A 26414-nucleotide genomic window follows, 5' to 3' on the forward strand; every position below is an offset into this window, starting at 1 on the left:
GGGATTTTGTGTCCGGCTTCCTTCAGATTCTATCTCACGATAGACACCCTTGCCTTTCACTAACAGTTCCTACTGCCAAGTCTGTGGTGGACTTTCACCACCTAGTTATAACTCATGCCGGGCGCACGATCCACTTGGTGAAGTGGTTTTCTTTACCAAGTTAGCTGAGACTGAGCCCACGGAAAGGGAATCCATTTGGGACTGCGATTACTCGTCCCACCAAAACCATCTGTTGACGTAGCGGGTTAGAATTTTACGGCGGAGTTTATAGAAACTTAGTATTAAATAGCAATCTTTTAGAAAACAACAAACAAAAAGAAGACAGTTCATTTTCAATGTACTGTCTTCTTCTATATTGGATTATGCTTGTGTTTGTGTCACGACATCTCTAACTGCTGAACGATCATATGTAAGCTTCGTTCCACCAACTTCAATAACGATCGTATCTTCATCGATTGCATGTACAGTTCCATGCATACCACCGATTGTAACGATTTTATCACCTTTTTGAAGATCTGATTGCATCTGTTTTACTTGTTTTTGACGTTTTTGTTGTGGTCGAATTAAAAGGAAATAAAAGATCACAAACATCAAAATAAACGGAAATATTGTTGCGATTAGTTCCAAAATGTTCCCCTCCTTCTAAAAGTTTTTAGCATCAGGTTTATTAAACCCATATTGTTCAAAGAATGCCTCTCTGAAATCGCCAAGACGATCCTCTCTTATCGCTTCGCGGACTTGCTCCATTAAGTTTAACAGAAAAAACAAGTTATGATAAGTAGTAAGTCGAAAACCGAACGTTTCATTTGCTTTTACCAGGTGACGAATATAGGCACGAGAATAATTTCGACATGTATGACAAGTACAATTTGGATCAATTGGTGAATAATCACGTGCATATTTTGCATTACGTATTACCACACGTCCATTTGAAGTCATACAAGTACCATTACGCGCAATTCGAGTTGGAAGTACACAATCAAACATATCAATCCCTCGTATAGCACCATCAATTAATGAGTCAGGTGAACCAACACCCATTAAATAACGAGGTTTTCCATTTGGTAGCATTGGTGTTGTAAATTCTAATACACGATTCATAACATCTTTTGGCTCACCAACGGAAAGCCCACCAATTGCATAACCAGGAAAATCAAGTGATGTTAAGTCATTCGCGCTAAGTCGACGAAGATCTTCATATTCTCCACCCTGAATAATTCCAAATAACCCTTGATCATGTGGACGCTGATGAGCCTGTAAACAACGTTCAGCCCATCTGCTTGTCCGTTCTACTGAATCTTTCATGTATTTATGTTCTGCTGGATACGGTGGACACTCATCGAATGCCATCATAATATCTGCACCTAATGCATTTTGGATATCCATTGCCTTTTCTGGTGACAAAAATAACTTTTCACCACTAATGTGATTACGGAAATGTACTCCTTGCTCTTCAATTTCACGTAAATCACTTAAACTAAATACTTGGAAGCCTCCAGAATCGGTTAGGATTGCTCCATCCCAGTTCATAAATTTGTGTAAGCCACCTGCTTCTTTAACAATATCTTCACCAGGTCGAAGCCAGAGATGATAAGTATTTGATAAAATTATTTTTGCACCCATCTCTTCTAATTCTTCTGGACTCATTGTTTTAACAGTCGCAAGTGTCCCTACTGGCATAAACATTGGTGTTTCAAATGAACCATGTGGTGTGTGCACCTTCCCCAATCTTGCGCCAGTCTGTTTACATGTTTTAATTAATTCATACGTTATTGCAGCCATGTTTTTTCCCTTCTTGTTCTATATTTATATAATTAGCATTGCATCGCCAAAACTAAAAAATCGATATTCTTTCTTTACAGCTTGTTTGTAAGCTTCAAGCACAAAATCTCTATCTGCTAACGCACTAACTAACATAACAAGTGTTGACTTTGGTAAGTGGAAATTAGTAATTAATCCATCAATAGCACGAAAAGTATATGGTGGATATATAAAAATATCTGTCCACCCACTAGCAGCAACAATTGCTCCATCATGATCACGTGCAATCGTTTCTAAAGTTCGTGTAGATGTTGTTCCGACTGATATCACTTTACCATTATTACGTTTCACTTGGTTAATTGTATCTGCTGTCTCTTGGGACATCTGATAAAACTCAGCATGCATATCATGTTCTTCAACCGTATCAACACTCACCGGTCGAAATGTACCTAATCCAACATGTAGTGTTAAGAAGGCAATTTTTACACCTTTGGCTTTGATTTCTTCTAAAAGTTCTTCAGTAAAGTGCAATCCAGCTGTCGGTGCAGCTGCCGATCCTTGTTCCCTGGCATAAACCGTTTGATAGCGTTCCTGATCAGGTAACTGTTCCTTTATATACGGGGGAAGCGGCATTTCTCCTAGTTCATTTAATACTTCTAGAAAAATACCCTTATATGAAAACTTAACTATTCGACCTCCGTGTTCCTTTTGCCCAATACAAACAGCTCGTAGATTACCATTTCCAAAAGTGATTTCAGTTCCCTGTTTCACTTTTTTCGCTGGTTTAACTAAAACTTCCCAGACATCTTCTTCATCTTGCTGATGCAATAACAAAACTTCTATTTTTGCACCAGTATCTTTCTTACTACCGTACAATCTGGCTGGCAGTACTTTTGTGTCATTCAACACTAAGCAATCGCCATCTTCTAAATAATTAATAACATCTGCAAACGTCCGATGTTCAATTGATCTTTCTTTTCGATTCATTACCAATAAACGTGAAGCGGTACGATCTTTTAATGGTGTTTGTGCAATTAATTTTTCTGGTAAATCAAAATCAAAATCTTTTATATTCATGGTACACTCCTTAACGAAACTTACTTATAATAAACAAAATAAGTGATAAAATTACACTTACTACAATAGATGTCATAATCGGAAAATGAAAAGAGAAGTTTCCTTTTTTAAAACTAATATCACCAGGTAGTTTACCAATACTTCCTGATAATAGACCAATTATAATAAGTATAACCCCTATAACAATAAGCATTTTCCCAAAATCGGTCAAGAGTTTGGTACCTCCCTGTTCAAATGCTGATAAGCTTTAGCAGTTGCAAGACGTCCTCTTGGGGTTCGTTGAATGAATCCCATTTGTAGTAAGAAAGGTTCATAGACATCTTCAATTGTCTGTGATTCCTCTCCAATTGTTGCAGCTAGAGTATCTAATCCAACTGGTCCACCTTGAAATGCATCAATAATACCTTTTAATAACTTATGATCAATGTGATCTAATCCCGATTGATCGACTTGTAACATTTTCAGTGCTTCTTTTGTTGTTTCAAGTGTTATTTCTGTTTCACCTCGAACTTGGGATATATCACGTACTCGCTTTAACAAACGATTGGCAATACGCGGGGTGCCACGCGATCTTCTAGCAATCTCAACTGCTGCTTGTTTTTCAATTGTCACCTCAAAAATCGTTGCTGTTCGTTCGACAATCTCACATAAATCATTGGTTTCATAAAATTCTAAACGACTTAGTACGCCGAAACGATCACGCAGTGGTGCTGTTAAGAGACCTGCCCTCGTTGTAGCTCCAACTAATGTGAATGGTGGCAAATCTAGCCGAACAGAGCGAGCTGAAGAACCATTACCGATGACAATATCCAGACAGAAATCTTCCATTGCTGGATATAGAATTTCCTCAACAGAGCGAGGTAAACGATGTATCTCATCGATGAATAGAACATCCCCAGCCTCTAACGATGATAAGATCGCTGCCAAGTCTCCTGCACGTTCAATTGCAGGTCCGGAAGTTGTTCGAAATTGTACACCCATTTCATTTGCAATAATCGAAGCCATTGTTGTTTTTCCCAATCCTGGTGGTCCATATAATAGAACATGGTCTAAAGGCTCATGTCTAAGTCTTGCCGCTTCAATAAAAATAGCTAAATTTTCTTTTGCTTTATGCTGTCCAATGTATTGAGCCAATGTGGAGGGGCGTAGACTTAGTTCGATTGAAGTATCTACCTCTTGTAATTCACTTGAAATCATACGTTCTTCCATGTTTTCACCCCTCTATTTTTGCATGAGTAATGCCAAGCCTTTTCGCACTAATTCATCAGTATTTGTTGATGTAACTTGTTTCAAAGTCGGCGTAATATGCTTTATTTCACGATCAGAATATCCTAGTGATTTTAGTACTTCTACAGTTTCATCTAATGCTTTTATTTGATCTGCGCTAACCTTGACTGTTTCTGAATCGTTAGAATCAGCTGATACATCAAATTCAAATGGTAATTTTCCTTTTAAATCCAAAATCATTTGACGGGCTGTTTTCTTACCTACACCAGGAAAGCTTGTTAGGAATTTTTCGTTCTCCTCTTCAATAGCAACAACGAAATCTTTCACTCCTGCTGTCGCCACAATTGACAGAGCACCTTTAGGACCAATACCAGATACATTTAATATTCTAGCAAATAATGTTTTTTCTTCAACTTTAGAAAAACCAAATAACGTTTGTGTATCCTCCCGAACATAATGATACGTATAAATACGTACAATTTCACCTAATTGGTCTTGAAATCGAAATGGATTTGCACAAATAATCTCATAGCCCACACCATTTGCTTCAATAACAGCTGTTGTTTCTGTCACTGTTTCTAGTTTACCATTTATGTAAGCAATCATCACTATCTCTCCCCATCTATACCCACTATATAATATATGATATCCATTTTACCATACAATCGTATGTTCGCATACAAGTAGTTTTTTAGTATAAAGATAGGTAGTATATGTTAAATAATGATATATAAAAGAGAAAACAAGCAAAGTAATCACGCACTTTGCTTGTTTAGCCTTGCACTTGTTTTGTTGGCGAAAGATCTCTATATACTTCTAAAGTTTCTAAATAGGTTTCTTTTGAATTAATTTTAATACCATTCTCTAATTCTTCTCGTCTCATACTTTCTAACATATCAGTATCAATTTGATAAAAGGATTGAATGACTTGATCATGGGTTGGCTTGCCTTCAAAAATGGATAACTTACCATCTTGCAGACCAAAATATCCATATTTTTTAAGATAAGGAGAAATATCATTAACATTTTTTCTGAAAGTCATCGCACCTGTTTCTTGCTCAATTAATTGCCAACCTTGATAATTTGCCCAAAAGTCTTCCATTGCTCCAATCGTTTCTTCGTGTGTTTCTTCTGCTATTTTTCCATCAACATATTGTTTTTGTAAGGTTACTTCTAAAACAAGTGGTTGATTGACACCCGCTTGTTCTATCGTTGAAGCTACTTCTGATGGCTGTTTGTATTGGGCAATCTCATTATTTTGCTGTACTACCTTATTCGCTAAACCTCCTGTAATTAAGAGGCTAATAGCTAATCCAACATAAAGGATTTTTGTTTGCACTTCTTATCACCCCAGTCAAAAGGACTTATAGACTTGTAGTATTGTCTTTTCTTCATAAGTCTGACCAAAAAGGATGATTTTTATCCATTATTTATCTAAGAAAATAGTTTCATTTTAATTTGTTCTCATAAGGAGGGGAATAGATAAGAATATATTAGTAGTGCGATAATGAATATCCTTGAACAAAATGTCCTTCAGTTCCCCGACCTCAAAATAAAATACCGACCATTAGTTTAGTCGGTATACACAACAAAATCATATTCTTCTGGATCAATAACATGTACGTCATAAATTTCATTATGATCAAGAATAACCTCTTCACCACTATAATAACAAACCGAATCATGCACATCTTCATGATGCATTGCAATTGCGAATTTGTTATTCTTTAGTTCTTTTACTTGATTAAATTTTAATTCACGTTTTACTCTTTGATTTGTTTTTTTGTAAATTACATAATAATCTTTTTCATCATTGACAAAATGACTTAAAAGTTCAAGTGCTTTCTCTCTTTCCTCTGCAGATTGACCATGAAATGCTTCATTATCATTTGCTTCTGCCATCTAAGACACCTCTAATATGTTTTTAACTATTATATTCTAAATTACTTGAATTAGAAACTAATAATTTCAAAAAATTATTTTTATTATTAGATTTTCACAAAATTATTGATATTATTCAATTTCTACATTATAAAAAACCTCTTGTACATCTTCTAAATCTTCTAGTTTGTCAATTAATTCGGTCATTTTATTAAAATCAGATTCTGATAGTTCTGCATACGTTTGTGGAAACATGGTAACTTCAGCTGTTTCCAATTCATATCCGTCTCCTAATAGTGCTTCTTTAACATCTTGAAAATTTTCTGGTTCGGTGTAAATTTCAAATACATCTTCACTAGTTTCCATTTCTTCAGCACCGGCTTCTATTGCTCCTAGAAGCATCGTATCTTCATCTACACTAGTTGTTGCTCTTTCAATCACAATATAACCTTTTCGATCAAACATAAATGCTACACAGCCATTTTCACCTAAATTGCCACCTTGTTTTGTAAAAGCATGCCTGACATCCGATGCTGCTCTATTTTTATTATCAGTTAACAATTCAACCATAATGGCTGCACCACCAGGACCGTATCCTTCATAAATTACTTCCTCATAATTTGCACCATCTAAATCTCCAGTAGCCTTTTTTATAGCGCGATCAATATTATCATTTGGCATATTATTTGCTTTAGCTTTATCAACTGCTAAACGTAATGAAGGGTTCATTTCTGGATCTCCTCCACCTTGTTTCGCTGCAACAAAAATTTCTTTAGCCATTTTCATAAATACTTTACCCTTTTTTGCGTCCTGTGCATTTTTTCTTTTTTGAATATTCTTCCATTTAGAGTGACCTGCCATCTTTTCGCTTACTCCTCTCTTCTGCAATCCCTTATTTATTTTTAAATTATACGTTCAACATTGGCACATTTTTCACTATAACATACCTTTTTTCTTATTAAAAACAAACGAAAAATCCTCTGTTTTTAACAAAGGATTTCATCTTTTACATTTTAAAATTTATCAGGGGCCGCTGCTATTTTTCGTTTATGAGCCGTTCTGTGATGCATCTTCTCAATTATTTCCTTATCTTTAGCAGGAATCTCTTCCCCTTTTAAATATTTATCAATAATGTCATAACTTGTTCCCATTTCATTCTCATCTGTCTGACCTTCCCATAGACCTGCACTTGGGGCTTTATTAATAATTTCATCAGGTACACCCAATACTTTTGCTAATTCCCTTACTTCCCCTTTTGTTTGATGTACTAACGGTACTAAGTCCACTCCACCGTCACCAAATTTAGTAAAATAACCTGTATACCATTCTGCTGCGTTATCAGTACCAACAACTAAATACTGATGATTTGCTGCTATTGCATATAATGTACTCATACGTAAACGTGCGCGTAAATTAGCATCTGCCAACTGTTGTTGATCAGGATTAAGTATATCTTCTTGTCTTAACTGACTGGTTATTTCTGTAAACATTGTATTATGTGTCATTGATAAATCAACAGTTAAACTATCAATACCGGCAGCATCTACTACTTTTTGAGCATGTTCTAAATCTTGTGGGTTACTATTGCAAGGCATCATAACACCTAGTGAGGAATCTGGAGCTGCTCTTTTAATTAAATTCGCTACAACAGCAGAGTCAATTCCACCACTTACTCCTACCATTAATCCTTTTACACCAGTTTCTTCTATTTGATCTTTTAACCATTGTACAAGCCCTTCTACTTTTTCTTGCATGATATTATCCCCCTCTAGTTTTTTATGAAAATTTTATCATAGCATCAACATCAGCAACAAACTTTTTTCTTAGTTCCCAAGCCTCTGAGAATTCTTGAATATATGCTCTAACTTGCTTATCCGTACGGGGATGCATCATATAATACCACCACTCCCGAATTAAGTCAGTTGGGATAGAAATACCGATTAATAACAATCGCCAATCTTCTAGGGAGCACCTATCTATGTATGTGCACAAACGGTCCAGATCATACTCAATATAAGGTATGAACCGTTGCCCCAATTGCATGTAGTCATATAATGATGGAGCCTGAGCAACTAAATCAAAATCAATCATATATATATTATTACTATTATCTCTCAAAAAATTATGAGAAGCAACATCTCCATGAATCCAATTTGATCGGTATAAGCTTTTTTCTTCAATTTTTGGTTGATTAAGTAGTTGATAATAGTTTATTCTATCTAACATTAATTGCTCTATTTCCACATACAATGCTAAATTATTATATTTTTCCAAAACTACTTTAGATTGTCGCCACTTATCTAATCTTTTCTGCCATTTTTCCTGAATACTTATTTTACTTGTAATACTTGAAATACTTAACCCATTAATAACAGTATGAAATCGATCAATTGTTTTCCAAGCAGCTACACGATCAACTTCCTTATTATAATCAAGGCGGTTCGCTACTATATAAGGTTGTAAAACCCAATAGTAACCAAATCCTTTTATATACTTCTTTTGATTGGGAAATTTGTTGAAACCTACTATACACGATTCTTCTATATGTGAAAAAAAGAGCCATTGCTTTTTAATTGTTTCAAACTGTTTATAGCCTTTTAAAACAAAGGATTTGTTACTGTCAGTTGTTATTTTGAAAATAGGATATTTAATTTGCTTTATTAAAACAATTATCATCCCGCCTTCTTGTTGTAAAAAAGAAGCGAGACGACTCTTAATTGAATCGTCTCGAGACTTGCTATTCATTATCCTCTTCATCACGATTCATCCGAAAAGGATAAGGTGATGTTCCCATTGGTGGTGTCATTCCTTGCATTGTGCCTCCCATATACGGTGGCATATTTCCTTGCATTGGACTTCCCATATGCGGTGGCATATTCCCTTGCATCGGACTTCCCATATGCGGTGGCATATTCCCTTGCATTTGGCCTCCCAAATACGGCGGCATATCTCCTTGCATTGGGCCTCCCATATATGGCGACATATTTCCTTCAGCTGGGCCTTCCATATTTGGTTGAGCCCCTTCTTGCGTTGGATAATAAGGCATATTTATTCCAGGTTCCATATCATGTGGCATCGACATACCTGGCATCTGATTCATTTCATTTCCAGGTAAATTTGGCATCATAGAATCATTTGCTGCGCTTTGCGGCATATTATACATATTGGAATTATTATTTGGATTCATGTTCCATTCGTAATGTTTATTTTGCTTTGATTGATCTTGCATTGGCGGTGGTGGTACATCTACACTAGATGATTCCAGATCTTCATCTCCTTGATATGGCATAGCACCTTCTTGCATCGGCATAAAACTATCCGGTGATTGAAATTGCACACAAGGATCTATCATTGGCTGTTGCATTGGCATTGGCCCACAAGGTGGGGTATGCTGCATTGGTTGCATTTGGGTCGGCATTGGATGCATTGGCATGCATGGGTGCATAAAACAGTATATCGGCATCATAGGCTGCTGTATTGGCTGAGATTGAGCCGGTTGTTGTGGCTGTGGCGCATGATACGTTTGCTGTGTGGAATGTTGGTTGATTTCCAAATCATTATCATCGATATCAACATCAATGTTGTAATTGTTTGAATAAAAATTAGGTAATTTCGGCAATTCTATTGGTTGTGTTGGCTGTGGAGCTTCCATTTTTGGCTTTTCAGGTTGCATCATGGTCTTTTCTGGCATTTGTTTTTTTACTGGAGTTGTCTTTTTAACATCGTCCTCTTGGATCACAGGTTGTGCTTTTTTTGTTGTGTCTTTATACGGATGCATCGTCTTGTCATTAGTCGGTTTTTTCTGCACTTGCTTCGTATTAGTTGGAATTTTAATTTTCATTCCAGGCATAATTTGATCTGGGTCTGCTAATTGTGCATTTAATTGCTTCACTTCTTCAAAGCTTACCCCATATTTCTTGGCAAGATTCCACAACGTATCGCCTTTTTGTACAATATGAATTTTCAACTCATAAAACTCCTTCCTTTATTTTAAACACTTAGTGAATTGGGCATTTAACAGTGTAATTCATTATCAACATATGCGATTAACCCAGAAAGTTGATTAAATATCTAATAAAATTTTTAAAAAAGCCCTCACTACATATATGTAGTGAAAACCTTCTGCATGCATAAAGATCAATGAATTTACTGCATTTAACTTATAAGAAATTGCTTTTTAATAAATATCAAAAAGCACATCAACTCCATCTAGTAAAAGCGATACAAATATGCGAAAATATAGTAAATACTTAAGAGAACATTGAAATTTAGTAAGAGAGGATAATTTTATGAGTAAAACAAAGAAATTAATTGGATCAGAACGAAGAAATGCAATCTTACAATGGTTACAAGAAGAGAATCAACCACTTACTGGTACAGATTTGGCTGACAGAGCAAATGTAAGCAGGCAAGTTATTGTACAAGATATTTCTTTATTAAAAGCAAAAGACCATCCAATTATGGCTACTAGTCAAGGTTATGTTTATTTAGAAAAAAAACACTCAAATGAACGACAGCAACGCCTAATTGCTTGTAATCATGGACCTGAACAAACACAAGAAGAGCTAGAATGCATGGTAGATCAAGGGGTTACTGTTAAAGATGTCATTATTGAACATCCTGTATACGGTGATTTAAAAGCTTCTATTATGGTTAGTAATAGGCGCGAAGTTAAACAATTCATTGAGAAGGTTCGTGCAACAAATGCACCTTATTTATTAGAATTAACAAATGGTGTACATTTGCATACGATTGAAGCCGATACGAATGCTCAATTAGAAGAAGCCTATCAAAAGTTGCAACAGCTAGGAATCATTATTGAAAATTAAAAAAGCAGCAAAATAAATTCGCTGCTTTTTTTGTTATACATTTTCACATATAAAGTATGGGTAACTTCCGAGCACTTCAGCTGAACAACCTAATGCTTCTATTTCTGCAATTGTATTTGGAATTAAGATGTCATCCATTTTTTGTTCTACATCCACTAGAAAATAATAATTCCCTAATCCAGTTTTCATTGGGCGTGATTCTATTTTTGATAAGTTAATTTTACGCCACGCAAATGCCGACAATACCTGATGCAGGGCACCAGCATGATCCGTTGGTAATGAAATCATTAATGTAGTCTTATAGCCTTTTGATTCAAGTCTTGGTGAACTCCATTGTATGTCATTTTTATGTAACACAACAAAGCGCGTATGATTATTGCTGAAGTCATGAATGTTTTCTTTAACAATATCAAGCCCATATTCTGTTGCTGCTAGAGTGTTTGCAATAGCTCCAAATTTAGATTCAGGGTGTTCGCTCACATACTGTGCAGCTGCACCTGTAGAAGTAAATGTTTCAGTTGGAACATGTTTCATTCCATTATGCAGAAATCGATGGCATTGTGCTATTGCGTGTGGATGTGAGTAAATAGTAGTGATATCTTTCCAATCATCTCGATGATCCGGATGAACCATTAAATGTTGGCGAATTGGAACAACTACCTCACTAACGATTTTTAACATTTTATATTGAATAAGATAGTCTAAGGTTACATTCACTGTACCTTCCAGGGCATTTTCTAATGGCAAAACACCGTAAGTTACATGGCCATGTTTTACAGCATCAATACATTCTGGAATTGTCATATAGCTCTGTTTTTCTTCCCCACTAAATAACGCGTCTACTGCAATTTTTGTAAAAGTTCCTTTAGGTCCTAAATACCCAACCTTTGTGGTCACAATCATTTCCCCCAGTTCTCTATACACCCGAACTTAGAATCTCTACTTTATCAATAAATTCAAGTTGTTCTAACTGATCAAATAACCTTTCAAATTCAATTTTCATGTTCTTAGTATTTAATGAGATTGTTACATTAGCTCTACCTTGAATAGGGATTGTTTGATGAATTGTTAAGATGTTTCCCCCTGCTTCTGAGACAGTAGCTAAAAGATTAGACAGAGTTCCAGAACGATCTTCTAAATGAAAAAAAAGCGTAATAATGCGCTCTTCTGTCATAGTTTGAAACGGAAAAACAGCATCACGATATTTATAAAATGCACTTCGAGAAATACCTACTTGATTTACCGCTTCAAAAACTGACTCCACTTTCCCCCGTTCAATTAACTCTTTCGCTTCTAATGTTTTTCGCATCGATTCGGGAAGAAAATCACTTCGTATTAAATAAAACTTCCCTTCGTATTCCGTCATTAAAAACAATCCCCTTTATGAAAACCTTATAAATTGAAAGAATAGGTTATAAATATCTAGCGTTAGTTATTCGATAAACTCAAATTCATATTTCAGTAACCTAACTGTATCGCCATCTTCGGCTCCCTTTTTCCTTAATGCTTCGTCTACTCCCATTCCACGTAATTGTCGAGCAAAACGTTGTACAGATTCATCGCGATTAAGATCAGTCATTTTGAATAACTTTTCGATTTTTTCACCATATAATACATAAGCGCCATCTGGATCACGGGTGATCTGAAAGGCTGGTGCTTCCTCTTGAAAACGATAAACAATATGTTCCGGTGCCTCTTCAACAGGTTTTGCATTTTTAGGTACCGTCGCCAATGTATCAGCAATAGCAAATAAGAGCTCACGTAAACCTGTTCGTGTTACGGTTGAAATTGGATAAATTGGATACTTACCATCAATTTGTTCTTTGAAAATTTCTAAGTTTTCATTTGCTTCTGGAATATCCATTTTATTTGCCACAATAATTTGTGGGCGTTCTAATATGGTTGTGTCGTATTCATGTAACTCTTTATTAATAGTCTTAAAATCCTCATAAGGATCTCTGCCTTCTGTCCCAGCCATATCAATTACATGAACGACTACACGTGTTCTTTCAACGTGTCGCAAGAACTGGTGACCTAAACCAATCCCTTCATGTGCACCTTCTATTAGGCCAGGTAGATCAGCCATAACAAAGGCTCTTTGATCTTCTGTTTCAACCACACCTAAATTAGGCGCTAACGTTGTAAAGTGATAATCCGCAATCTTAGGTTTTGCTGCACTAACAACCGATAACAACGTTGACTTGCCTACACTCGGAAAACCAACAAGGCCAACGTCAGCAATTAGTTTTAATTCAATAATGATGTCCCGTTCAATACCCGGCTCCCCTTTTTCTGCTAGTTCTGGAGCTGGATTTTTTGGCGTGGCAAAACGGATATTTCCACGTCCACCTCGTCCACCTTTCGCAATAACTCCACGCTGGCCGTGTTCAACCAAATCAGCTAAAACTTCACCAGTTGCTTCATCACGAACTGTTGTACCTGGAGGAACTGCTAAAACCATTGGTGCAGAGTTTTTACCGTGTTGCCCCTTACTCATACCATTTTCTCCACGTTTTGCTTTAAAGTGTCGTTGATAACGAAAGTCCATTAATGTATTTAATCCTTCGTCGACTTCAAAAATAACATCGGCACCATTCCCACCATCTCCACCAGCAGGACCACCCATTGGTACATATATTTCACGACGAAAAGCTGCTAATCCATCTCCGCCATCGCCAGCCTTAACATAAACTTTTACCTGATCGACAAACATCCTGTCACCTCTTCATTCACCTATCCATGTCACGGTATAAATTTCGTGATCATGCTGACTTTGTTGTATATCAACATCTATTAATTCGTCAGAGTGTTCTATTTGATTTTTTAACTCTTTTGATCTTTCAATAATACCAGAAAAAGAAAGCTGTACCTTTAATTGTTGCTGATTTAACTGTTGAATGTTCATTGTACCATGGTACATCTCTGTTTTCATTCCGAATGAAGTAAAAATCTCCATTATTCTTTCTAACTGATCATATAGTCTTTGGTCATCAATCGCAAGCTTCTCATTCGCATCAATATTATATTTCAATCGAAAATTATCAAAACGAAAGTTAAACTGCATGACCCAGATGACAGTTTTAGGTAATGGAAGGTTTTGCAATTTTCGGTCAGATTCTGCTTTTTCTACACTTTGTTGTATCTTTTTTTGTACGGTATCTAGCTTTCCCATTTGTGCATATCCCATGATAAGTTGTAATTCATTCATCCAATCATGTCGATAATGACGTAACAACGTAACAACGTCTTCTTCTTCGATATTAGTCACCGCCTCTTTTATCGTTATTGAAATTATAGCAAAAAAGCGAAGCGGGTGAAAGTTAATAGAGTTAATTTCATGTGTTTATGAAATTAACCCTAGATTATTGGTTAGGAAAACATCATTCTAATGTGTACTAATCTTTCTTTTCATTCAAAAAACATGAGCTATTTTTGAACCAAAACTCTTTCTAATTTTAGTGAATCACCACTATTTTATACTTCTTATTATCTCAAAAAAGACTCTAGCCTACTAATCAGGCTAGAGTCTTTTATCATTTCTATTAAGCTTCTTGCGTTACTGGTAATGGGTATACACTCACTTTTTTGTGATTACGTCCCACACGTTCGAAACGAACAACACCATCTATTTTAGCATAAAGTGTGTCGTCTCCACCACGTCCTACGTTGTTACCAGGATAAATTTTTGTTCCACGTTGGCGATAAAGAATTGATCCACCAGTAACAAATTGCCCATCGGCACGTTTTGCACCAAGACGTTTTGATTCTGAATCACGACCGTTCTTTGAACTACCTACACCTTTTTTCGAAGCGAAAAACTGAAGATCTAAACGTAACATCGGTTTGCACCTCCTTATTTTTGATTGATAGCTATATATTGACCATAATCACGTTCGATTGTTTCTAATGAGACAAACATTCCTTCTAACAACCATTCAGCACGCTCACGAGCAGCTTCTTCTAATTGCTCAGGAATCTCGACATATAGATAACCGCCTTCGCCACCTTGATCAATAATTGGTTCAATCTCACAAAGCTTTATCACTGCATTAACGGATCCAAATGAGACAGCAGACACAGCAGCACAAACTAAATCATGACCTGCTGGGCCACTCTCTGCATGTCCACTCAGTTCAAAAGCATAAATTTTAGTGTTTAGTTTACGATAAATCATAACCTTAATCATCACAAATCAACCTTACGCATTGATTTTTTCAATTGTTACTTTTGTATATGGCTGACGATGACCTTGTTTACGATGATAGTTCTTTTTAGCTTTGAATTTGTAAACTGTGACTTTTTTCTGACGACCTTGTTTTTCAACTTTAGCCGCAACTGAAGCACCTTCTACATATGGAGCACCAACTTTAACGTCATCTCCACCTACAAAAAGAACTTTGTCAAAAGTTACATCTTCACCAGATCCAGCTTCCAATTTTTCTACATAGATAGCTTGACCTTCTTCAACTCTAACTTGCTTACCACCAGTTTCAATAATAGCATACATACTGCTTGCACCTCCTTCAAAAACTCAGACTCGCCATAACAGGTGTCGTAATAAGACGACTTAAAATTTACCTGTTCTGTGCGGTTGTAGCAGCGGGTGCTACAATGAATAACGTATTGATATTATCATGAATTAGAACTCTTTGTCAACTAGCAAGTGTGAATTCATCGCTAGATAATCTTCTGTTAATTCACTACTACCAGCTAACTTAATCTTATATGATGCAACTTTTTTTGTGCTATACATGTATAAAGAATAATGCATCATTTCTTTTAATTTAACTAGGTCAACTTGCTGCTGCCACAATTTATAAATTGTTGGATTAATTTCTACAAATAACGATTCCACATCCGAGTTAATATAAGAAAATAATTCGCGTTCTAGTGCGTACACATAAGTTAAATTAGCATACTTTGTCCGATTTGAATCTTCTGCTCCTATTAATAATTTACTGTGAGGGGGGGCTTCCCTTTTACGTGTTATTTCTAATAACCCTAGTCTTGTAAACCCATAAATTTCAGATCGGATTGGATCATCAATAAGCTCTTTTTTCAGTACATCCATTACCTTTCTTTCATCTGAAGAACTTTTCATATCTATAAAATCAATAATGATAATACCAGATAAATTTCGCAGTCTCATTTGTCTTGCAATTAGGCGTGCAGCAGAGATATTTACTTGCAAGTGTGTTCGAGCCTTATCTGTTTTTCCGGTATACCCTCCTGAGTTAACATCAATGATCGTCATCGCTTCAGTTTCTTCTATATATATACTAACACCATTGTTAGCTTCGACCTTAGGTTGTACAATCTCATCTAATACTTGATTGATTGTTTTTGGTAAATGTTTTTCAAGTTTTCTTTCCCAAGTTATTGGTGCTTCGAGATATAGATAACGATCACGTAAATCTTTCGCAATACTTGGATCATCTATATAGATATGCTCTATCTCTCTTGGGGAGAATTTTCGAATGAAACGGTCCAATACTGGTGCGTCATAGTGTAAGCAACTTGGTACTTTTGATTTCCTACTTATTTTTTCTAAATGTATCCATCGCTTACGAAGATGCAGAAAGGTCTGTTCAATTTCTTTATCTGAATAAGCGACTGCTGCAGTTCGGATAATTGCACCTTCTCTATCATTACGAAGTTTTTCAATTAGATTCTTCTTCTCTTTACCAGAATCGCCTTCCAATTTCTTTGATGCGGCAATGTAATTACCGTAAGGAAGATAGACTATTGACTGGTCCGGAATCGTAATATTTGCTGTCAAGCGTGCACCTTTTGTATCATAAGCATCTTTGATTACTTGAACAATAATACGGGCTCCCTCTGTAATAAGGGACTCTATTTTTTTATCTGGATTTGCTCGTGCTATTGGAAGTTCATTTCGTTGTAAGAAACCTAATTTATCTGCACCTATATCAATAAATGCTGCTTGTAAACCTTTCTCGACTTTATTAACCTTACCAACAAAAATAGAGCCAACTAATTGACGTTGACTCGGGCGATCAATTACCACCTCTTTGATCTCGTTATTTTCTATGGCTAATGCAATTTTTTCAGTTGTTTGTGTACTAATAAAAAGTGAAATCAATAGTAATCCTCATTTCATTTCTGCATTTCCCTGCTAACATCATTTATTGTAGCTCTATATTGTTTTAAGTTAAAATACGCATGTAAACAATTTGCTTCGTGTGTTACACGCCAATCATTCTTAACAAAAATATCATGACGGTATTGGCGACGAAACTTAGAGAAAATATCAATCAAACGTGCATCTTTTTCTACAATAATTGGTAAAACCTTATGTTTTGACTGGTCGACCTCATGCCTCTTCAACAAAAAACGCATAAAAACATAAAATCTCTGTTTCCATTCTACTCGATTTTCCCAAAGGATAAAAGTAAACAATAAATATGTACTTAGTACAAAGCTAGAAAAACCTAATAAAACTAAAGCAAAAATTACTATAAAAAAGATTGAAGATGTGATCATGATTGCATGTGCTTTTCGGAATGGTAAAAACTTCGATAAAGTTATAAAAGACAATTTCCCTCCATCTAAAGGCCAAACCGGTAATAAATTAAATAGCAATATAGTAGCATTATATTGCAATGCTAAATTCATTAAGGATGGCGTTAACCAACTAGTCTGTTCTATACCTAGTAATAACAGAAATATTACAAGGTGCTGAAAAGGGCCAGCAATTGTAACCAAGGTTTCTTCCTTTAACGTTCTGCTAAGGTGTTCATCTGTTTCCATTACCCCACCGAACATCCAGAGCATTACTTTTCTAATTTTCCAACCATAATAAGTTGCTACTAAAAAATGTCCTAATTCATGTATTAGGACTATAGAAAAGATGATAAACATTTCCATAAATGTTCCAGTTAAGATAGATAGAATCAAACTTAACCACAGTGTTGGGTGTATGCTAATTGGTGGAATATAATTACGGACTTTCATCAACTTGTATCACCTTAACTGGATCAAGAAATTGATTATCTTTTTTAACTGCAAAATAAAGGTTACTTGCATTAGTATCTGTCGGAGTAAATTCACCAATAACTTGATTACCATTCACGAATTGATATTGATTTACTTTTAAATCAGATAAATTACCATAAATGGATTCACTTTTATCAGCATGTTGAATAATAATTGTTTTGTTTGTTTCTTTATCATTTCCCGCAAAAAGAACAACCCCTGCCTCCATTGCATACACATGGGATGTCTCATCTGTTGTGATCCAAACTCCTTCACCATTTGCTTGGAATGGCTGACTAACCATACCACTAACTGGTAATACCGGTGCATCAGTAATGCTTGCCATTTGATTTTGAGAAGTAAGCGCAAATGGTGAACCAAACTTTTGTTGGTACCACTGGTTAACTGTAGCAAATGGGAACTCTTCTGTTAAAGCACTCGTTGTCCACTCTTTAGGTTTTGTTAATAGATTACTATCTACTTGATTTCCTAAAGCTACTATAAAAAAAAGAATGCCCGCTATGCTTGTTTTCAGTGCAACCGATGAAAAAAACTTTGATTCGTTTTCTGATTTATCAGCAGTTGGGTAGAAGGTGGACATATAACCATGCTTTTCTTCATCCTGTGTAATATGGTTAGCTAAATTCTGTTTATACGGCCTATTTCCATTACTGGCCATTGAAGGTAATTTTCTTTGCTTTCGTTTTGCAATTTCTTTTCTAACCTGTTCAATATCTTTTGTCATCGTTCCTCACTATCCTTCATTAGCTATTTGTACAAGTCTATGAGCTAAATCAAATGATTATGAGTTTATATATTCTTTTATTAATGGCAAAATAAGATAAAGTGCGCAATAAAAAACGATACAAATTTATGGATAATTCAGCAAACACCGGAATTAATTCGACGATCACCGGATTTCATTGAATTATATCTGATTTCTCCGAATTATTGGCTACACTTTTTATATCAACTGCGACTTTTACTATTAAAGACTAAAAAAGAGGCTGGACAAAATAAAATCCCTTTACTCAAAATACGAATAATCTTCTCTCATAAATAAAAGTACGATCACCGCAACTGAAATATACTCGCTTTCCGTGGGCAAGGCTTCAGCTAACTCGGAGGCAAAAAGCACCCCCCGAGTGGATCTTCAGCTCGCGCTGTTCCCACAGGACAAGGAAAGCTTCTTGAATTGACATCGCACGCAGAAAATTGGTTTGTATTTTCAAGGAGTCTCGCATATTCAGTTGCTAGATAATGCTTCCCGAAAAAATAACCGTACTATAATAGGCTAACGCCTATTATAGTACGGTTATTATGTTGCTTTATTTCCTTTTGTCCCAGGCTCTTTTTACATTTATGAACGCATTCCAAAGAATTTTTTTACCTTTGAGAAAACACCTTTCTCATCGTCTAGAGATAGAAGTGGAACAGATTCACCAAGAATACGGCGAGCAATATTTCTGTAAGCAATCGATGCCTTGGTATTTGGTTGAAATGCAACAGGTTCACCATGGTTTGATGCTTTAATTACTTCGTCATCATCTGCAACAATTCCAATTAAATCAATAGATAAAATTTGAACAATCTCATCAATATCTAACATATCGCCACTTTTCATCATGTGATTTCTGATTCTATTAATAATAAGATGTGGTGATTCGATTTCTTCTTTCTCAAGCAACCCTATGATTCTATCAGCGTCACGTACACTAGATTTTTCAGGCGTGGTTACAACAAGTGCTTTATCAGCTCCTGCAACAGCATTTTTGTAACCCTGTTCAATACCAGCTGGACAGTCAATTAATATATAATCGAATTCTTGCTTTAATTCTGTAATCATCTCTACCATTCCATCTGGAGTCAAATCAGATTTATCACTCGTTTGTGCTGCTGGAAGAAGATACAAATAGTCAAATCGCTTATCTTTTATTAAAGCCTGTTTTAATTTACAACGCTTTTGAATGACATCAATAATATCGTAGATAATCCGATTTTCAAGACCCATAACTACATCTAAATTACGTAAACCGATGTCTGTATCCATTAAACAGACTTTTTTGTCCATTAACGCTAAGGCTGTTCCTAAATTAGCGGTTGTCGTTGTTTTCCCAACCCCACCTTTTCCCGATGTAATTACGATTGCCTCACCCATTTAAAATTCTCCTTTCAAACCCATTTAAATCTGGTCTTTTTTGTGCTAAAACTTGAAGACGATCGATCACAATCTTTTCTTTGTTATCATTAATAAAGCCACACTCCATATACACACCGTCCGCCTCGTAATCTGGTGATCGACTAATAAAATCAGCAATACGCAATTGCATTGGTTGCATATAAGACGATGCAATTACAGCTTCACGATTACCAAGGCAGCCTGCATGCGCAATTCCTCGTAGATTGCCTAGAACAAAAATATTACCTGTTGCTGTAATCTTTCCTCCTGGGTTAACATCACCAATTAAAAGTAGATCTCCTGTTATATCTAAAACTTGACCAGACCGAATCATTTTTGTGATGACTTTCATTTCACTATCTGCTTTCCACTGCAGTGCTTCTTGCTTTGAAATAACATCTGAAGCAATTGTCTGTACGACTAACTTTTTCTTGCTTCGAATCAAATCACGCAACTTTTGTTCTTGTTCTTTATGTAAATAACGATTACCTAGTTGAATCGTTACAGTTATCATTGGTTCATCATCATCTGTGTATTCGGTAGATAATACTTGATCTAACTCCTCTAATACCGCCGTGAAAGAACAAGTATCATCGATATATAGTGTTAAGCCATCTCGTGTTCCTTTTATCGTTATTAACTGCTTGTTAGTTATCACGGTTCCGTCACCTCAATCTTCCTATTTTCACTATCATTAAGACTTCTTTATATCAAATCGTTCTTTAGACCATTTAACCATTTTTTTCTTCAGTGATACGTAAAGTATTAAGAAGAAAATCAGATTGGCTACTAAACTTGGTAAAAGGCGATTAGTGAAGTAAACTGAGCTATCCATTTGACTAATTCCTATAAATGAGTAAATCAAATAGATACCAAAATCAACTACACTGATACCAACAGCACTTAATAAAAATGCAACAAAGAAATTCGTATGTAACATTTTACTCATTCCGTGAACAAAATAGATAGTAAAACCATACATAAACATGTACACGCCAATTACATTTGTGTAAACAATATCAACCATTAACCCAAAAATGATTGCAAACAATACCGAGTAATAGGTGTGCTCTAAATCATAAAACAATGTCATTAATACGAGGAAGATAAAAAGCCAGTGTGCAACTAATATCCAATCATTTTCGATAATTTGGCTTGGTATGAAATCAAGTGCTACACCTTCCAATACAAGTAGTAACAGTAAGAAAAGTGGAAGAAAAAGACGTGACATTATTCAACCTCCTCTTCAACCGTTTCTTCATCTGATGTGATCACATTACGATCAATAACAATAACATGATTTAGATTATACAAATCTGCAGATGGTTTAACATAAGCAACTTGTGTTAATCCATATTGATCAGTCGTCATCTCTTGAATTGCTCCAATTTCCAATCCTTTTGGAAAAACACCGCCTAACCCAGATGAAAAAACGAATTCACCTTCAGGAATTTCCCCCTCGTAATCTGTAAATTCAAGTAGCAATGCCTCTCTATCTTGATCATAACCTAGAATGAATCCACTAGCATCCTCTTCGCCTTCCAAGTTAACATTTACAGAAATTCGATTAGATCGATCAAATCCATTTAACAGTAATACAGTCGAGGTAAACTGAGATGCAGATTGAACTTTCCCAATCATTCCTTCTCCTGTAATTACAGCCATATTCGACTGCACACCATCTTGTTTCCCTTTATTAATTGTCACCTGTTTAAACCACTGTTCTGGACTACGAGCCGAGATGGTTGCATGAATAGACTTAAAGGCAGTAATATCATCGGACTGTGCCTTATCAAGAATACTCATTAATTCTTGATTCTCTTTTCTCAGTTCTTGCACTTCATATAAATTTCGCTGATATCGTGCTAATTGCTCTTTTAATATTTGATTTTCTTGATACACATTTTTTACATCATTAATATTCGATATAATATTTGTCGTATATTCAACAGGTGTATGGACAGCTTGTTGCATCCAGCCTACTACATCTTGCAAAAATTGCTCAACAGATGATAACTCATCTCGATCACGTAATGAGAACCCAATTAACCCTACAAGGATAATAAAACCAATTAGAATGGTAAACAATCGTTTTCTACGAAAAAAAGACATTCAGTAACACCTTCTTAATTCATTCTGGAACGGGAAGAGATATTTGGTTGTGTTTTAAAATGATGAATATAATCCAATGATTTCCCAGTTCCAATAGCTACGCTGTCAAGTGGGTCTTCTGCAACAAAAACAGGCATCTTTGTTTCGTCACTTATCACTTGATCCAAACCTCTTAATAGTGCACCGCCACCTGACAAGACAATACCTCGATCCATAATATCAGCAGCTAGTTCTGGTGGAGTTTTTTCTAATGTATTTTTAACTGCTTCAATAATTGATGTAACAGTATCATTTAATGAATTTGAAATTTCTTCTGAACTAACGGTAATTGTTTTTGGAAGGCCGGTTAATAAATCCCTTCCCCTTATATCCATTTCGTCATTTTGTACTGGTTTTCCTGCATTACCAATGTCCATTTTAATTGATTCTGCTGATCGTTCACCGATCATTAAATTATACTTCTTACGAACATATTGAATAATTGATTCATCCATGTCATCGCCAGCCGTTCTAATCGATTGACTTGTTACAATACCACCAAGAGATATAATCGCTACTTCAGTAGTACCTCCACCAATATCAACAATCATACTACCTGTTGGTTCCCACACTGGAAGACCAGCTCCAATTGCTGCTGCGAACGGTTCTGCAATCGGATAAGCTTCTTTTGCGCCTGCTTGCTTTGCAGCATCGATAACTGCTCGTTCTTCTACCATTGTAATACCTGATGGTACACAAACCATCACATTTGGTTTCCTTGCAAAAGCAGAACGATTTTTTTGTGCTAATCGAATATAATATTTCATCATAGCAGCAGTTGTATCATAATCTGCAATAACACCGTCTTTCATTGGACGAATAACAGAGATATTACCAGGTGTTCTACCAATCATATTACGTGCGTCGCTTCCTACTGCTTCAATATCTCCTGTGGAGTTATTACGCGCTACCACAGAGGGTTCACGCACTACAATCCCTTTACCTTTAACATACACCAATGTATTTGCTGTTCCTAAATCTATTCCTAAGTCTTGTGAAAAACCCAATCCTGCCAAGTCAATCTTCCTCTCTATTCTCTCGATGCATTATTCATCTCTTAAATTTTTAATAATCATTTAGTTTAAATTAATTATCCATATCATAACACGAAAAGGTTATTATGGTTTAATACACCATAACAATAAGCGCCAAACACAAGAAAAAACTTGCATAGTGGCGCCAAAATTAAAATTTCGTCTATATAATTATACGAAAAAAAATATAAAATAGATAGTGTTATACGTATCCTTTTTCTTTTAATGAAACAAATTTTTGATCTCCAATTACTAAATGATCCAAAAGTTCTATGCCAATCATCTTACCACATTCCGCCAAGCGTTTTGTTACATGGATATCTTCTTGTGATGGTGAGGGATCACCAGAGGGGTGATTATGAACACATATAATTGAAGCTGCTGAACGTTTTACAGCTTCTCTAAAAACTTCACGAGGGTGTACAATAGAAGCGTTTAAGCTACCAATAAATATAGTTTGTCGATGAACAATTTGGTTCTTAGTATTTAAAAAAAGAACTACGAAATGTTCCTGATGAAGTAACCGCATCTCTTCCATGACAAAATTTGCGCCATCTTCAGGGCTTCGTATAACATAACGCTCTTGTGGTTTTAACTGATTCATTCGCTTGCCAAGTTCAATCGTTGCTAAAATGAGAACTGCTTTTACAACACCGATACCTTTTATAGCTGTTAACTCTTCCAAAGTTGAATCACGCAATAAATTGATACCTTCAAAATGCATCAATACCCTTTGGGCTAGATCTTGTACAGATTCTTCTTTTGTTCCAGTGCCTAGTAATATCGCAAGTAATTCTTGATTTGAAACGTGGCTAGCTCCTAATTCAATCAACCTTTCTCGCGGCCGATCTTGTTTTGGTACATCTCTCATCGTCACATGTGCATTTGTCATGTATCCGCCTCATCTCTGCTAATTTACTATCATTTTAGCAATCGATAAACAAGAAAACAAATGACTGTTTTCTTGTTTTTGAATACAATCACATCGTTAAATACAAAAAAAGCCTTATTAAAAAATTAATTTTTAATGCTAGTTAGAACCTATCAATTTAATTTTGGTAAGATTGATGAAAATTAGAGATTTTGATAAAGATACCACATCTCTAATAATCGAACTTGAATTAATTGATCTTGTTTTGCTTGAGTTACAAGTAAATCATACATCGTCTTTGTTTTGCCTTTTAATGCAAGTAAGGGGTCAGATAATCCCTCAGGTGCTGTGTTCAGCCACTCTTCCCACTCTTGATCATTTAAGTTACCTGCTGTCGTCTCTACCCATAAAGGAGAAAATGATTGTAACCACTCAGCTACTTCAGCATTAACCTCGATTGTTTTCTCACTAGTCTTCCATTCACGTACATATATATCCTGACCAGACTCCTGTAATAGTTGTGCTTGGAATTTTGCCTCTTTTTTAGTAGAACTAACACCAGCAAATAATCGAAACTCTCCATCTATTTCCCAGATCATAGATTCTTGACCCGAATTTTTCACTTTTTCTTGCCATTCTTCTGCCTTTAATTGATCAGAGAATACACCAAGTTGCAAAACAAACGCTTGTAAAGCTGGTATTGCTAGATCTGTCTCTTGTGAATCTGTTACTACAGGCGTTGTCGTTGATTCGGTCGAATCTGTTGTTTGTGAAGTTGTTGTAGCATTACTCGGAAGAGCATTTTGATTATCAATTTCGACAAACATTTTTAACATTATAAATCCAAACCCTACAGCAATAATAATTGCACAACAAGCTGTAAGAGCAAAGAGTTTAAGATTTGATGAATTGATTTTGCTTTTTTTACGCTTTTGCGGCATAGAATAGTCTGTTGACTGATCTTTTTCCAATAAATCTATCTCTTCTCTCTCATCATCTTCTAGTGATGCAGCTTGTTCGAACCAAGCAGATCTATTTGGAAAAGAATCCTCATTCATACCAGTTGATTTATCACCATTAATTTTCACAGTTATTTTGTTCTTATGTGTCATGAAAGTTCCCTCGTTTCCGTTTTCATTGCGTTTACTCTATCATATTTCAAATAAAAAAGTAGACGAGTTTTGTCAGAAGATTACAACGAAATAGTTACAAAAAACTACATTTATCTAATAATAAAGAGCAATAAAAAAAGAACCATTAATCTTGGTCCTCTTCTTGTTGGTTATATTCAAAAGCTGGTGATTCTATTTGTAATGCTGTAAGCGAAGGGTTGTAAAAAGCTGTTACACCAATTGACAGTTCAAAATTCTCTACATTTATTTGAGTGAATTCAATATTATTTATCTCTACTAGGCGATCCATGTTATTCAACTCTACTAAAAATTGATTCATGTCATCATAATTTGTTGATATTACGTTTAGTTGATAATTTATTTTCTTCAAATCAGGTGTAGCTTCTTCACTTTTGCTGTTAGATAATTGATCTTCACTTTTAGTCATTAATGTTATTGTAGTATTTGTTATTTTCTCTATTTCTTCAAAATTCAAAATTAGTTGATTAACAGCCTTGTCAATTGGAAGTTGTTTTTGTAAATTCAATGAACTAGCAACTTCATCTTCTATCTCTTGACTATTTTGATCTGCATTTTCAATCAGTATATCTTGTTCTGCAAGCTTTAATTGTAAGTGCTCTAATTCTTGTTGACGTGGATATATATATTGGTAAAAAGAGAAAAATGCAATTAGAATAACTAGTAAAAGTGAACCTATTAATATGATTGAGTGCATACGGGACCATCTAAATATCATTTAAATCAGCCCCTTCTACTAAATATTCTTTATTGACTCCAAAATTAAAAGTTGCCAAGTAGTAATCATCTATTTTTTCCAAATTAATTAAATTTAAATTCTCCGCATATGAATTCTCATTAATGTTATTGGTAAATTCGGCAGCTTGTGACAACTCACTTACATGAATACTCATTGTTACACCATCCGCAACAGTAAATATATAGCTTTTTATATAAGTACCATTTGGCAAATTAGCGTTGATATCGTCTAACAAAAATAAAGACGGATAAACAGAGGTTTCTAATTGCTCAATTTGCATTTGTAATGTTTGTTGTTGTCGTTCTACTGTGTTAAGTTTAGTGATTTCAGCTATAATCTCTGTCTTTTCAATTCTTTCTTGTTGTAAGGAAGCATACTTGTTCTCTATATTTGTATGGTAAAAAAAGAAGCTAACACTAATAATAAGCAGACTCAATACAACTGCAGCAAATAAAATGTATGGAGACATATTTATCTTCTTTTTTTCTACAAAATTTATTTCTATCATAAGGTTAGGT

The 26414-nt window shown here is 35.3% G+C and carries 32 protein-coding genes and 1 other annotated feature; of the genes, 1 reads left to right on the top strand and 31 read right to left on the bottom strand.

What is annotated here, in order from left to right:
- Nucleotides 1-360: 360 nt before the first annotated feature.
- The 12 genes from yajC to safA form a co-directional block, all read right to left on the bottom strand.
- On the bottom strand, nucleotides 361-627 hold the full coding sequence (gene yajC / locus D2K40_RS13470) for a preprotein translocase subunit YajC (RefSeq protein ID WP_117156833.1): 267 nt from the start codon (nucleotides 625-627) through the stop codon (nucleotides 361-363).
- A gap of 15 nt (nucleotides 628-642) precedes the next feature.
- A complete protein-coding gene (gene tgt / locus D2K40_RS13475) occupies nucleotides 643-1782 on the bottom strand; it encodes a tRNA guanosine(34) transglycosylase Tgt (RefSeq protein WP_117156836.1) in 1140 nt (379 codons plus the stop codon).
- A 24-nt stretch (nucleotides 1783-1806) separates the two neighbouring features.
- Nucleotides 1807-2838, bottom strand: coding sequence for a tRNA preQ1(34) S-adenosylmethionine ribosyltransferase-isomerase QueA (gene queA / locus D2K40_RS13480; protein ID WP_117156838.1), 1032 nt, complete (start codon nucleotides 2836-2838; stop codon nucleotides 1807-1809).
- A 10-nt stretch (nucleotides 2839-2848) separates the two neighbouring features.
- On the bottom strand, nucleotides 2849-3049 hold the full coding sequence (locus D2K40_RS13485) for a DUF2905 domain-containing protein (RefSeq protein WP_117156840.1): 201 nt from the start codon (nucleotides 3047-3049) through the stop codon (nucleotides 2849-2851).
- Nucleotides 3046-4047, bottom strand: coding sequence for a Holliday junction branch migration DNA helicase RuvB (gene ruvB, locus D2K40_RS13490; protein ID WP_117156842.1), 1002 nt, complete (start codon nucleotides 4045-4047; stop codon nucleotides 3046-3048). Before ruvB ends, D2K40_RS13485 begins: the two co-directional genes overlap by 4 nt.
- A 12-nt stretch (nucleotides 4048-4059) precedes the next feature.
- Nucleotides 4060-4671, bottom strand: a complete 612-nt coding sequence (ruvA, locus tag D2K40_RS13495; RefSeq protein WP_117156844.1) for a Holliday junction branch migration protein RuvA — start codon at nucleotides 4669-4671, stop codon at nucleotides 4060-4062.
- Nucleotides 4672-4837: 166 nt separating this feature from the next.
- Nucleotides 4838-5404, bottom strand: a complete 567-nt coding sequence (locus D2K40_RS13500) for a BofC C-terminal domain-containing protein (protein WP_229666624.1) — start codon at nucleotides 5402-5404, stop codon at nucleotides 4838-4840.
- A 233-nt stretch (nucleotides 5405-5637) separates the two neighbouring features.
- A complete protein-coding gene (locus D2K40_RS13505) occupies nucleotides 5638-5967 on the bottom strand; it encodes a hypothetical protein (protein ID WP_117156846.1) in 330 nt (109 codons plus the stop codon).
- A 111-nt stretch (nucleotides 5968-6078) separates the two neighbouring features.
- On the bottom strand, nucleotides 6079-6807 hold the full coding sequence (locus D2K40_RS13510) for a YebC/PmpR family DNA-binding transcriptional regulator (RefSeq protein ID WP_117156848.1): 729 nt from the start codon (nucleotides 6805-6807) through the stop codon (nucleotides 6079-6081).
- A 152-nt stretch (nucleotides 6808-6959) separates the two neighbouring features.
- Nucleotides 6960-7700, bottom strand: coding sequence for an NAD(+) synthase (gene nadE / locus D2K40_RS13515; protein ID WP_117156850.1), 741 nt, complete (start codon nucleotides 7698-7700; stop codon nucleotides 6960-6962).
- 22 nt (nucleotides 7701-7722) lie between these two features.
- The gene (locus tag D2K40_RS13520) at nucleotides 7723-8703 is read right to left on the bottom strand and encodes a phosphotransferase (protein WP_117156852.1); all 981 of its coding nucleotides are present in this window, start codon (nucleotides 8701-8703) and stop codon (nucleotides 7723-7725) included.
- A complete protein-coding gene (gene safA, locus D2K40_RS13525) occupies nucleotides 8684-9913 on the bottom strand; it encodes a SafA/ExsA family spore coat assembly protein (protein ID WP_117156854.1) in 1230 nt (409 codons plus the stop codon). Before safA ends, D2K40_RS13520 begins: the two co-directional genes overlap by 20 nt.
- A 322-nt stretch (nucleotides 9914-10235) precedes the next feature.
- Here safA and D2K40_RS13530 point away from each other — a divergent pair, with 322 nt between their 5' ends.
- Complete coding sequence (locus D2K40_RS13530) at nucleotides 10236-10775, top strand: transcription repressor NadR (protein WP_117156856.1); 540 nt, start codon at nucleotides 10236-10238, stop codon at nucleotides 10773-10775.
- A gap of 33 nt (nucleotides 10776-10808) precedes the next feature.
- Here the strand turns inward: D2K40_RS13530 and pheA are convergent, their stop codons facing one another.
- The 19 genes from pheA to D2K40_RS13625 form a co-directional block, all read right to left on the bottom strand.
- Nucleotides 10809-11678 carry a prephenate dehydratase gene (gene pheA / locus D2K40_RS13535; protein WP_188618787.1) on the bottom strand — a complete coding sequence of 290 codons (870 nt, stop codon included), beginning with the start codon at nucleotides 11676-11678 and terminating at the stop codon, nucleotides 10809-10811.
- Nucleotides 11679-11691: 13 nt separating this feature from the next.
- The gene (locus D2K40_RS13540) at nucleotides 11692-12141 is read right to left on the bottom strand and encodes an ACT domain-containing protein (RefSeq protein WP_117156858.1); all 450 of its coding nucleotides are present in this window, start codon (nucleotides 12139-12141) and stop codon (nucleotides 11692-11694) included.
- A gap of 66 nt (nucleotides 12142-12207) precedes the next feature.
- Entirely contained in the window at nucleotides 12208-13488 is a 1281-nt protein-coding gene (obgE, locus tag D2K40_RS13545; protein WP_117156860.1) for a GTPase ObgE, read from the bottom strand.
- 12 nt (nucleotides 13489-13500) lie between these two features.
- Entirely contained in the window at nucleotides 13501-14043 is a 543-nt protein-coding gene (locus tag D2K40_RS13550; protein ID WP_117156862.1) for a Spo0B domain-containing protein, read from the bottom strand.
- A gap of 274 nt (nucleotides 14044-14317) precedes the next feature.
- On the bottom strand, nucleotides 14318-14614 hold the full coding sequence (rpmA, locus tag D2K40_RS13555) for a 50S ribosomal protein L27 (RefSeq protein ID WP_117156864.1): 297 nt from the start codon (nucleotides 14612-14614) through the stop codon (nucleotides 14318-14320).
- Nucleotides 14615-14628: 14 nt separating this feature from the next.
- A complete protein-coding gene (locus tag D2K40_RS13560) occupies nucleotides 14629-14961 on the bottom strand; it encodes a ribosomal-processing cysteine protease Prp (RefSeq protein WP_117156866.1) in 333 nt (110 codons plus the stop codon).
- Nucleotides 14962-14973: 12 nt separating this feature from the next.
- Nucleotides 14974-15282: a 50S ribosomal protein L21 gene (gene rplU / locus D2K40_RS13565; protein ID WP_117156868.1), complete on the bottom strand. Its 309-nt coding sequence runs from the start codon at nucleotides 15280-15282 to the stop codon at nucleotides 14974-14976.
- 16 nt (nucleotides 15283-15298) lie between these two features.
- Nucleotides 15299-15378 (bottom strand) — a sequence feature (ribosomal protein L21 leader region).
- 36 nt (nucleotides 15379-15414) lie between these two features.
- Nucleotides 15415-16878, bottom strand: a complete 1464-nt coding sequence (locus D2K40_RS13570) for a ribonuclease E/G (protein ID WP_117156870.1) — start codon at nucleotides 16876-16878, stop codon at nucleotides 15415-15417.
- A 14-nt stretch (nucleotides 16879-16892) separates the two neighbouring features.
- Nucleotides 16893-17750: a M50 family metallopeptidase gene (locus D2K40_RS13575; protein ID WP_117156872.1), complete on the bottom strand. Its 858-nt coding sequence runs from the start codon at nucleotides 17748-17750 to the stop codon at nucleotides 16893-16895.
- Nucleotides 17737-18516 (bottom strand): M23 family metallopeptidase, encoded by a 780-nt coding sequence (locus D2K40_RS13580; RefSeq protein ID WP_117156874.1) that lies wholly within the window; start codon nucleotides 18514-18516, stop codon nucleotides 17737-17739. The genes D2K40_RS13575 and D2K40_RS13580 overlap by 14 nt, the downstream gene beginning before the upstream one ends.
- A gap of 615 nt (nucleotides 18517-19131) precedes the next feature.
- Entirely contained in the window at nucleotides 19132-19929 is a 798-nt protein-coding gene (minD, locus tag D2K40_RS13585) for a septum site-determining protein MinD (protein ID WP_117156876.1), read from the bottom strand.
- Nucleotides 19922-20608 (bottom strand): septum site-determining protein MinC, encoded by a 687-nt coding sequence (minC, locus tag D2K40_RS13590; protein WP_117156878.1) that lies wholly within the window; start codon nucleotides 20606-20608, stop codon nucleotides 19922-19924. Before minC ends, minD begins: the two co-directional genes overlap by 8 nt.
- 36 nt (nucleotides 20609-20644) lie before the next feature.
- Nucleotides 20645-21181 carry a rod shape-determining protein MreD gene (gene mreD / locus D2K40_RS13595; RefSeq protein WP_117156880.1) on the bottom strand — a complete coding sequence of 179 codons (537 nt, stop codon included), beginning with the start codon at nucleotides 21179-21181 and terminating at the stop codon, nucleotides 20645-20647.
- Nucleotides 21181-22062: a rod shape-determining protein MreC gene (gene mreC, locus D2K40_RS13600; RefSeq protein ID WP_117156882.1), complete on the bottom strand. Its 882-nt coding sequence runs from the start codon at nucleotides 22060-22062 to the stop codon at nucleotides 21181-21183. Before mreC ends, mreD begins: the two co-directional genes overlap by 1 nt.
- Nucleotides 22063-22076: 14 nt before the next feature.
- Nucleotides 22077-23117 carry a rod shape-determining protein gene (locus tag D2K40_RS13605; protein ID WP_117156883.1) on the bottom strand — a complete coding sequence of 347 codons (1041 nt, stop codon included), beginning with the start codon at nucleotides 23115-23117 and terminating at the stop codon, nucleotides 22077-22079.
- A 220-nt stretch (nucleotides 23118-23337) separates the two neighbouring features.
- Complete coding sequence (radC, locus tag D2K40_RS13610) at nucleotides 23338-24027, bottom strand: RadC family protein (RefSeq protein ID WP_188618786.1); 690 nt, start codon at nucleotides 24025-24027, stop codon at nucleotides 23338-23340.
- A gap of 182 nt (nucleotides 24028-24209) precedes the next feature.
- The gene (locus D2K40_RS13615) at nucleotides 24210-25118 is read right to left on the bottom strand and encodes an SPOR domain-containing protein (RefSeq protein WP_117156885.1); all 909 of its coding nucleotides are present in this window, start codon (nucleotides 25116-25118) and stop codon (nucleotides 24210-24212) included.
- 145 nt (nucleotides 25119-25263) lie between these two features.
- Nucleotides 25264-25875, bottom strand: a complete 612-nt coding sequence (gene pilO / locus D2K40_RS13620; protein ID WP_117156886.1) for a type 4a pilus biogenesis protein PilO — start codon at nucleotides 25873-25875, stop codon at nucleotides 25264-25266.
- The gene (locus D2K40_RS13625) at nucleotides 25865-26404 is read right to left on the bottom strand and encodes a PilN domain-containing protein (RefSeq protein WP_117156887.1); all 540 of its coding nucleotides are present in this window, start codon (nucleotides 26402-26404) and stop codon (nucleotides 25865-25867) included. The genes pilO and D2K40_RS13625 overlap by 11 nt, the downstream gene beginning before the upstream one ends.
- Nucleotides 26405-26414: the final 10 nt, after the last annotated feature.

Source organism: Paraliobacillus quinghaiensis (assembly GCF_003426025.1).
GTDB classification, from domain to species: domain Bacteria; phylum Bacillota; class Bacilli; order Bacillales; family Amphibacillaceae; genus Paraliobacillus_A; species Paraliobacillus_A quinghaiensis.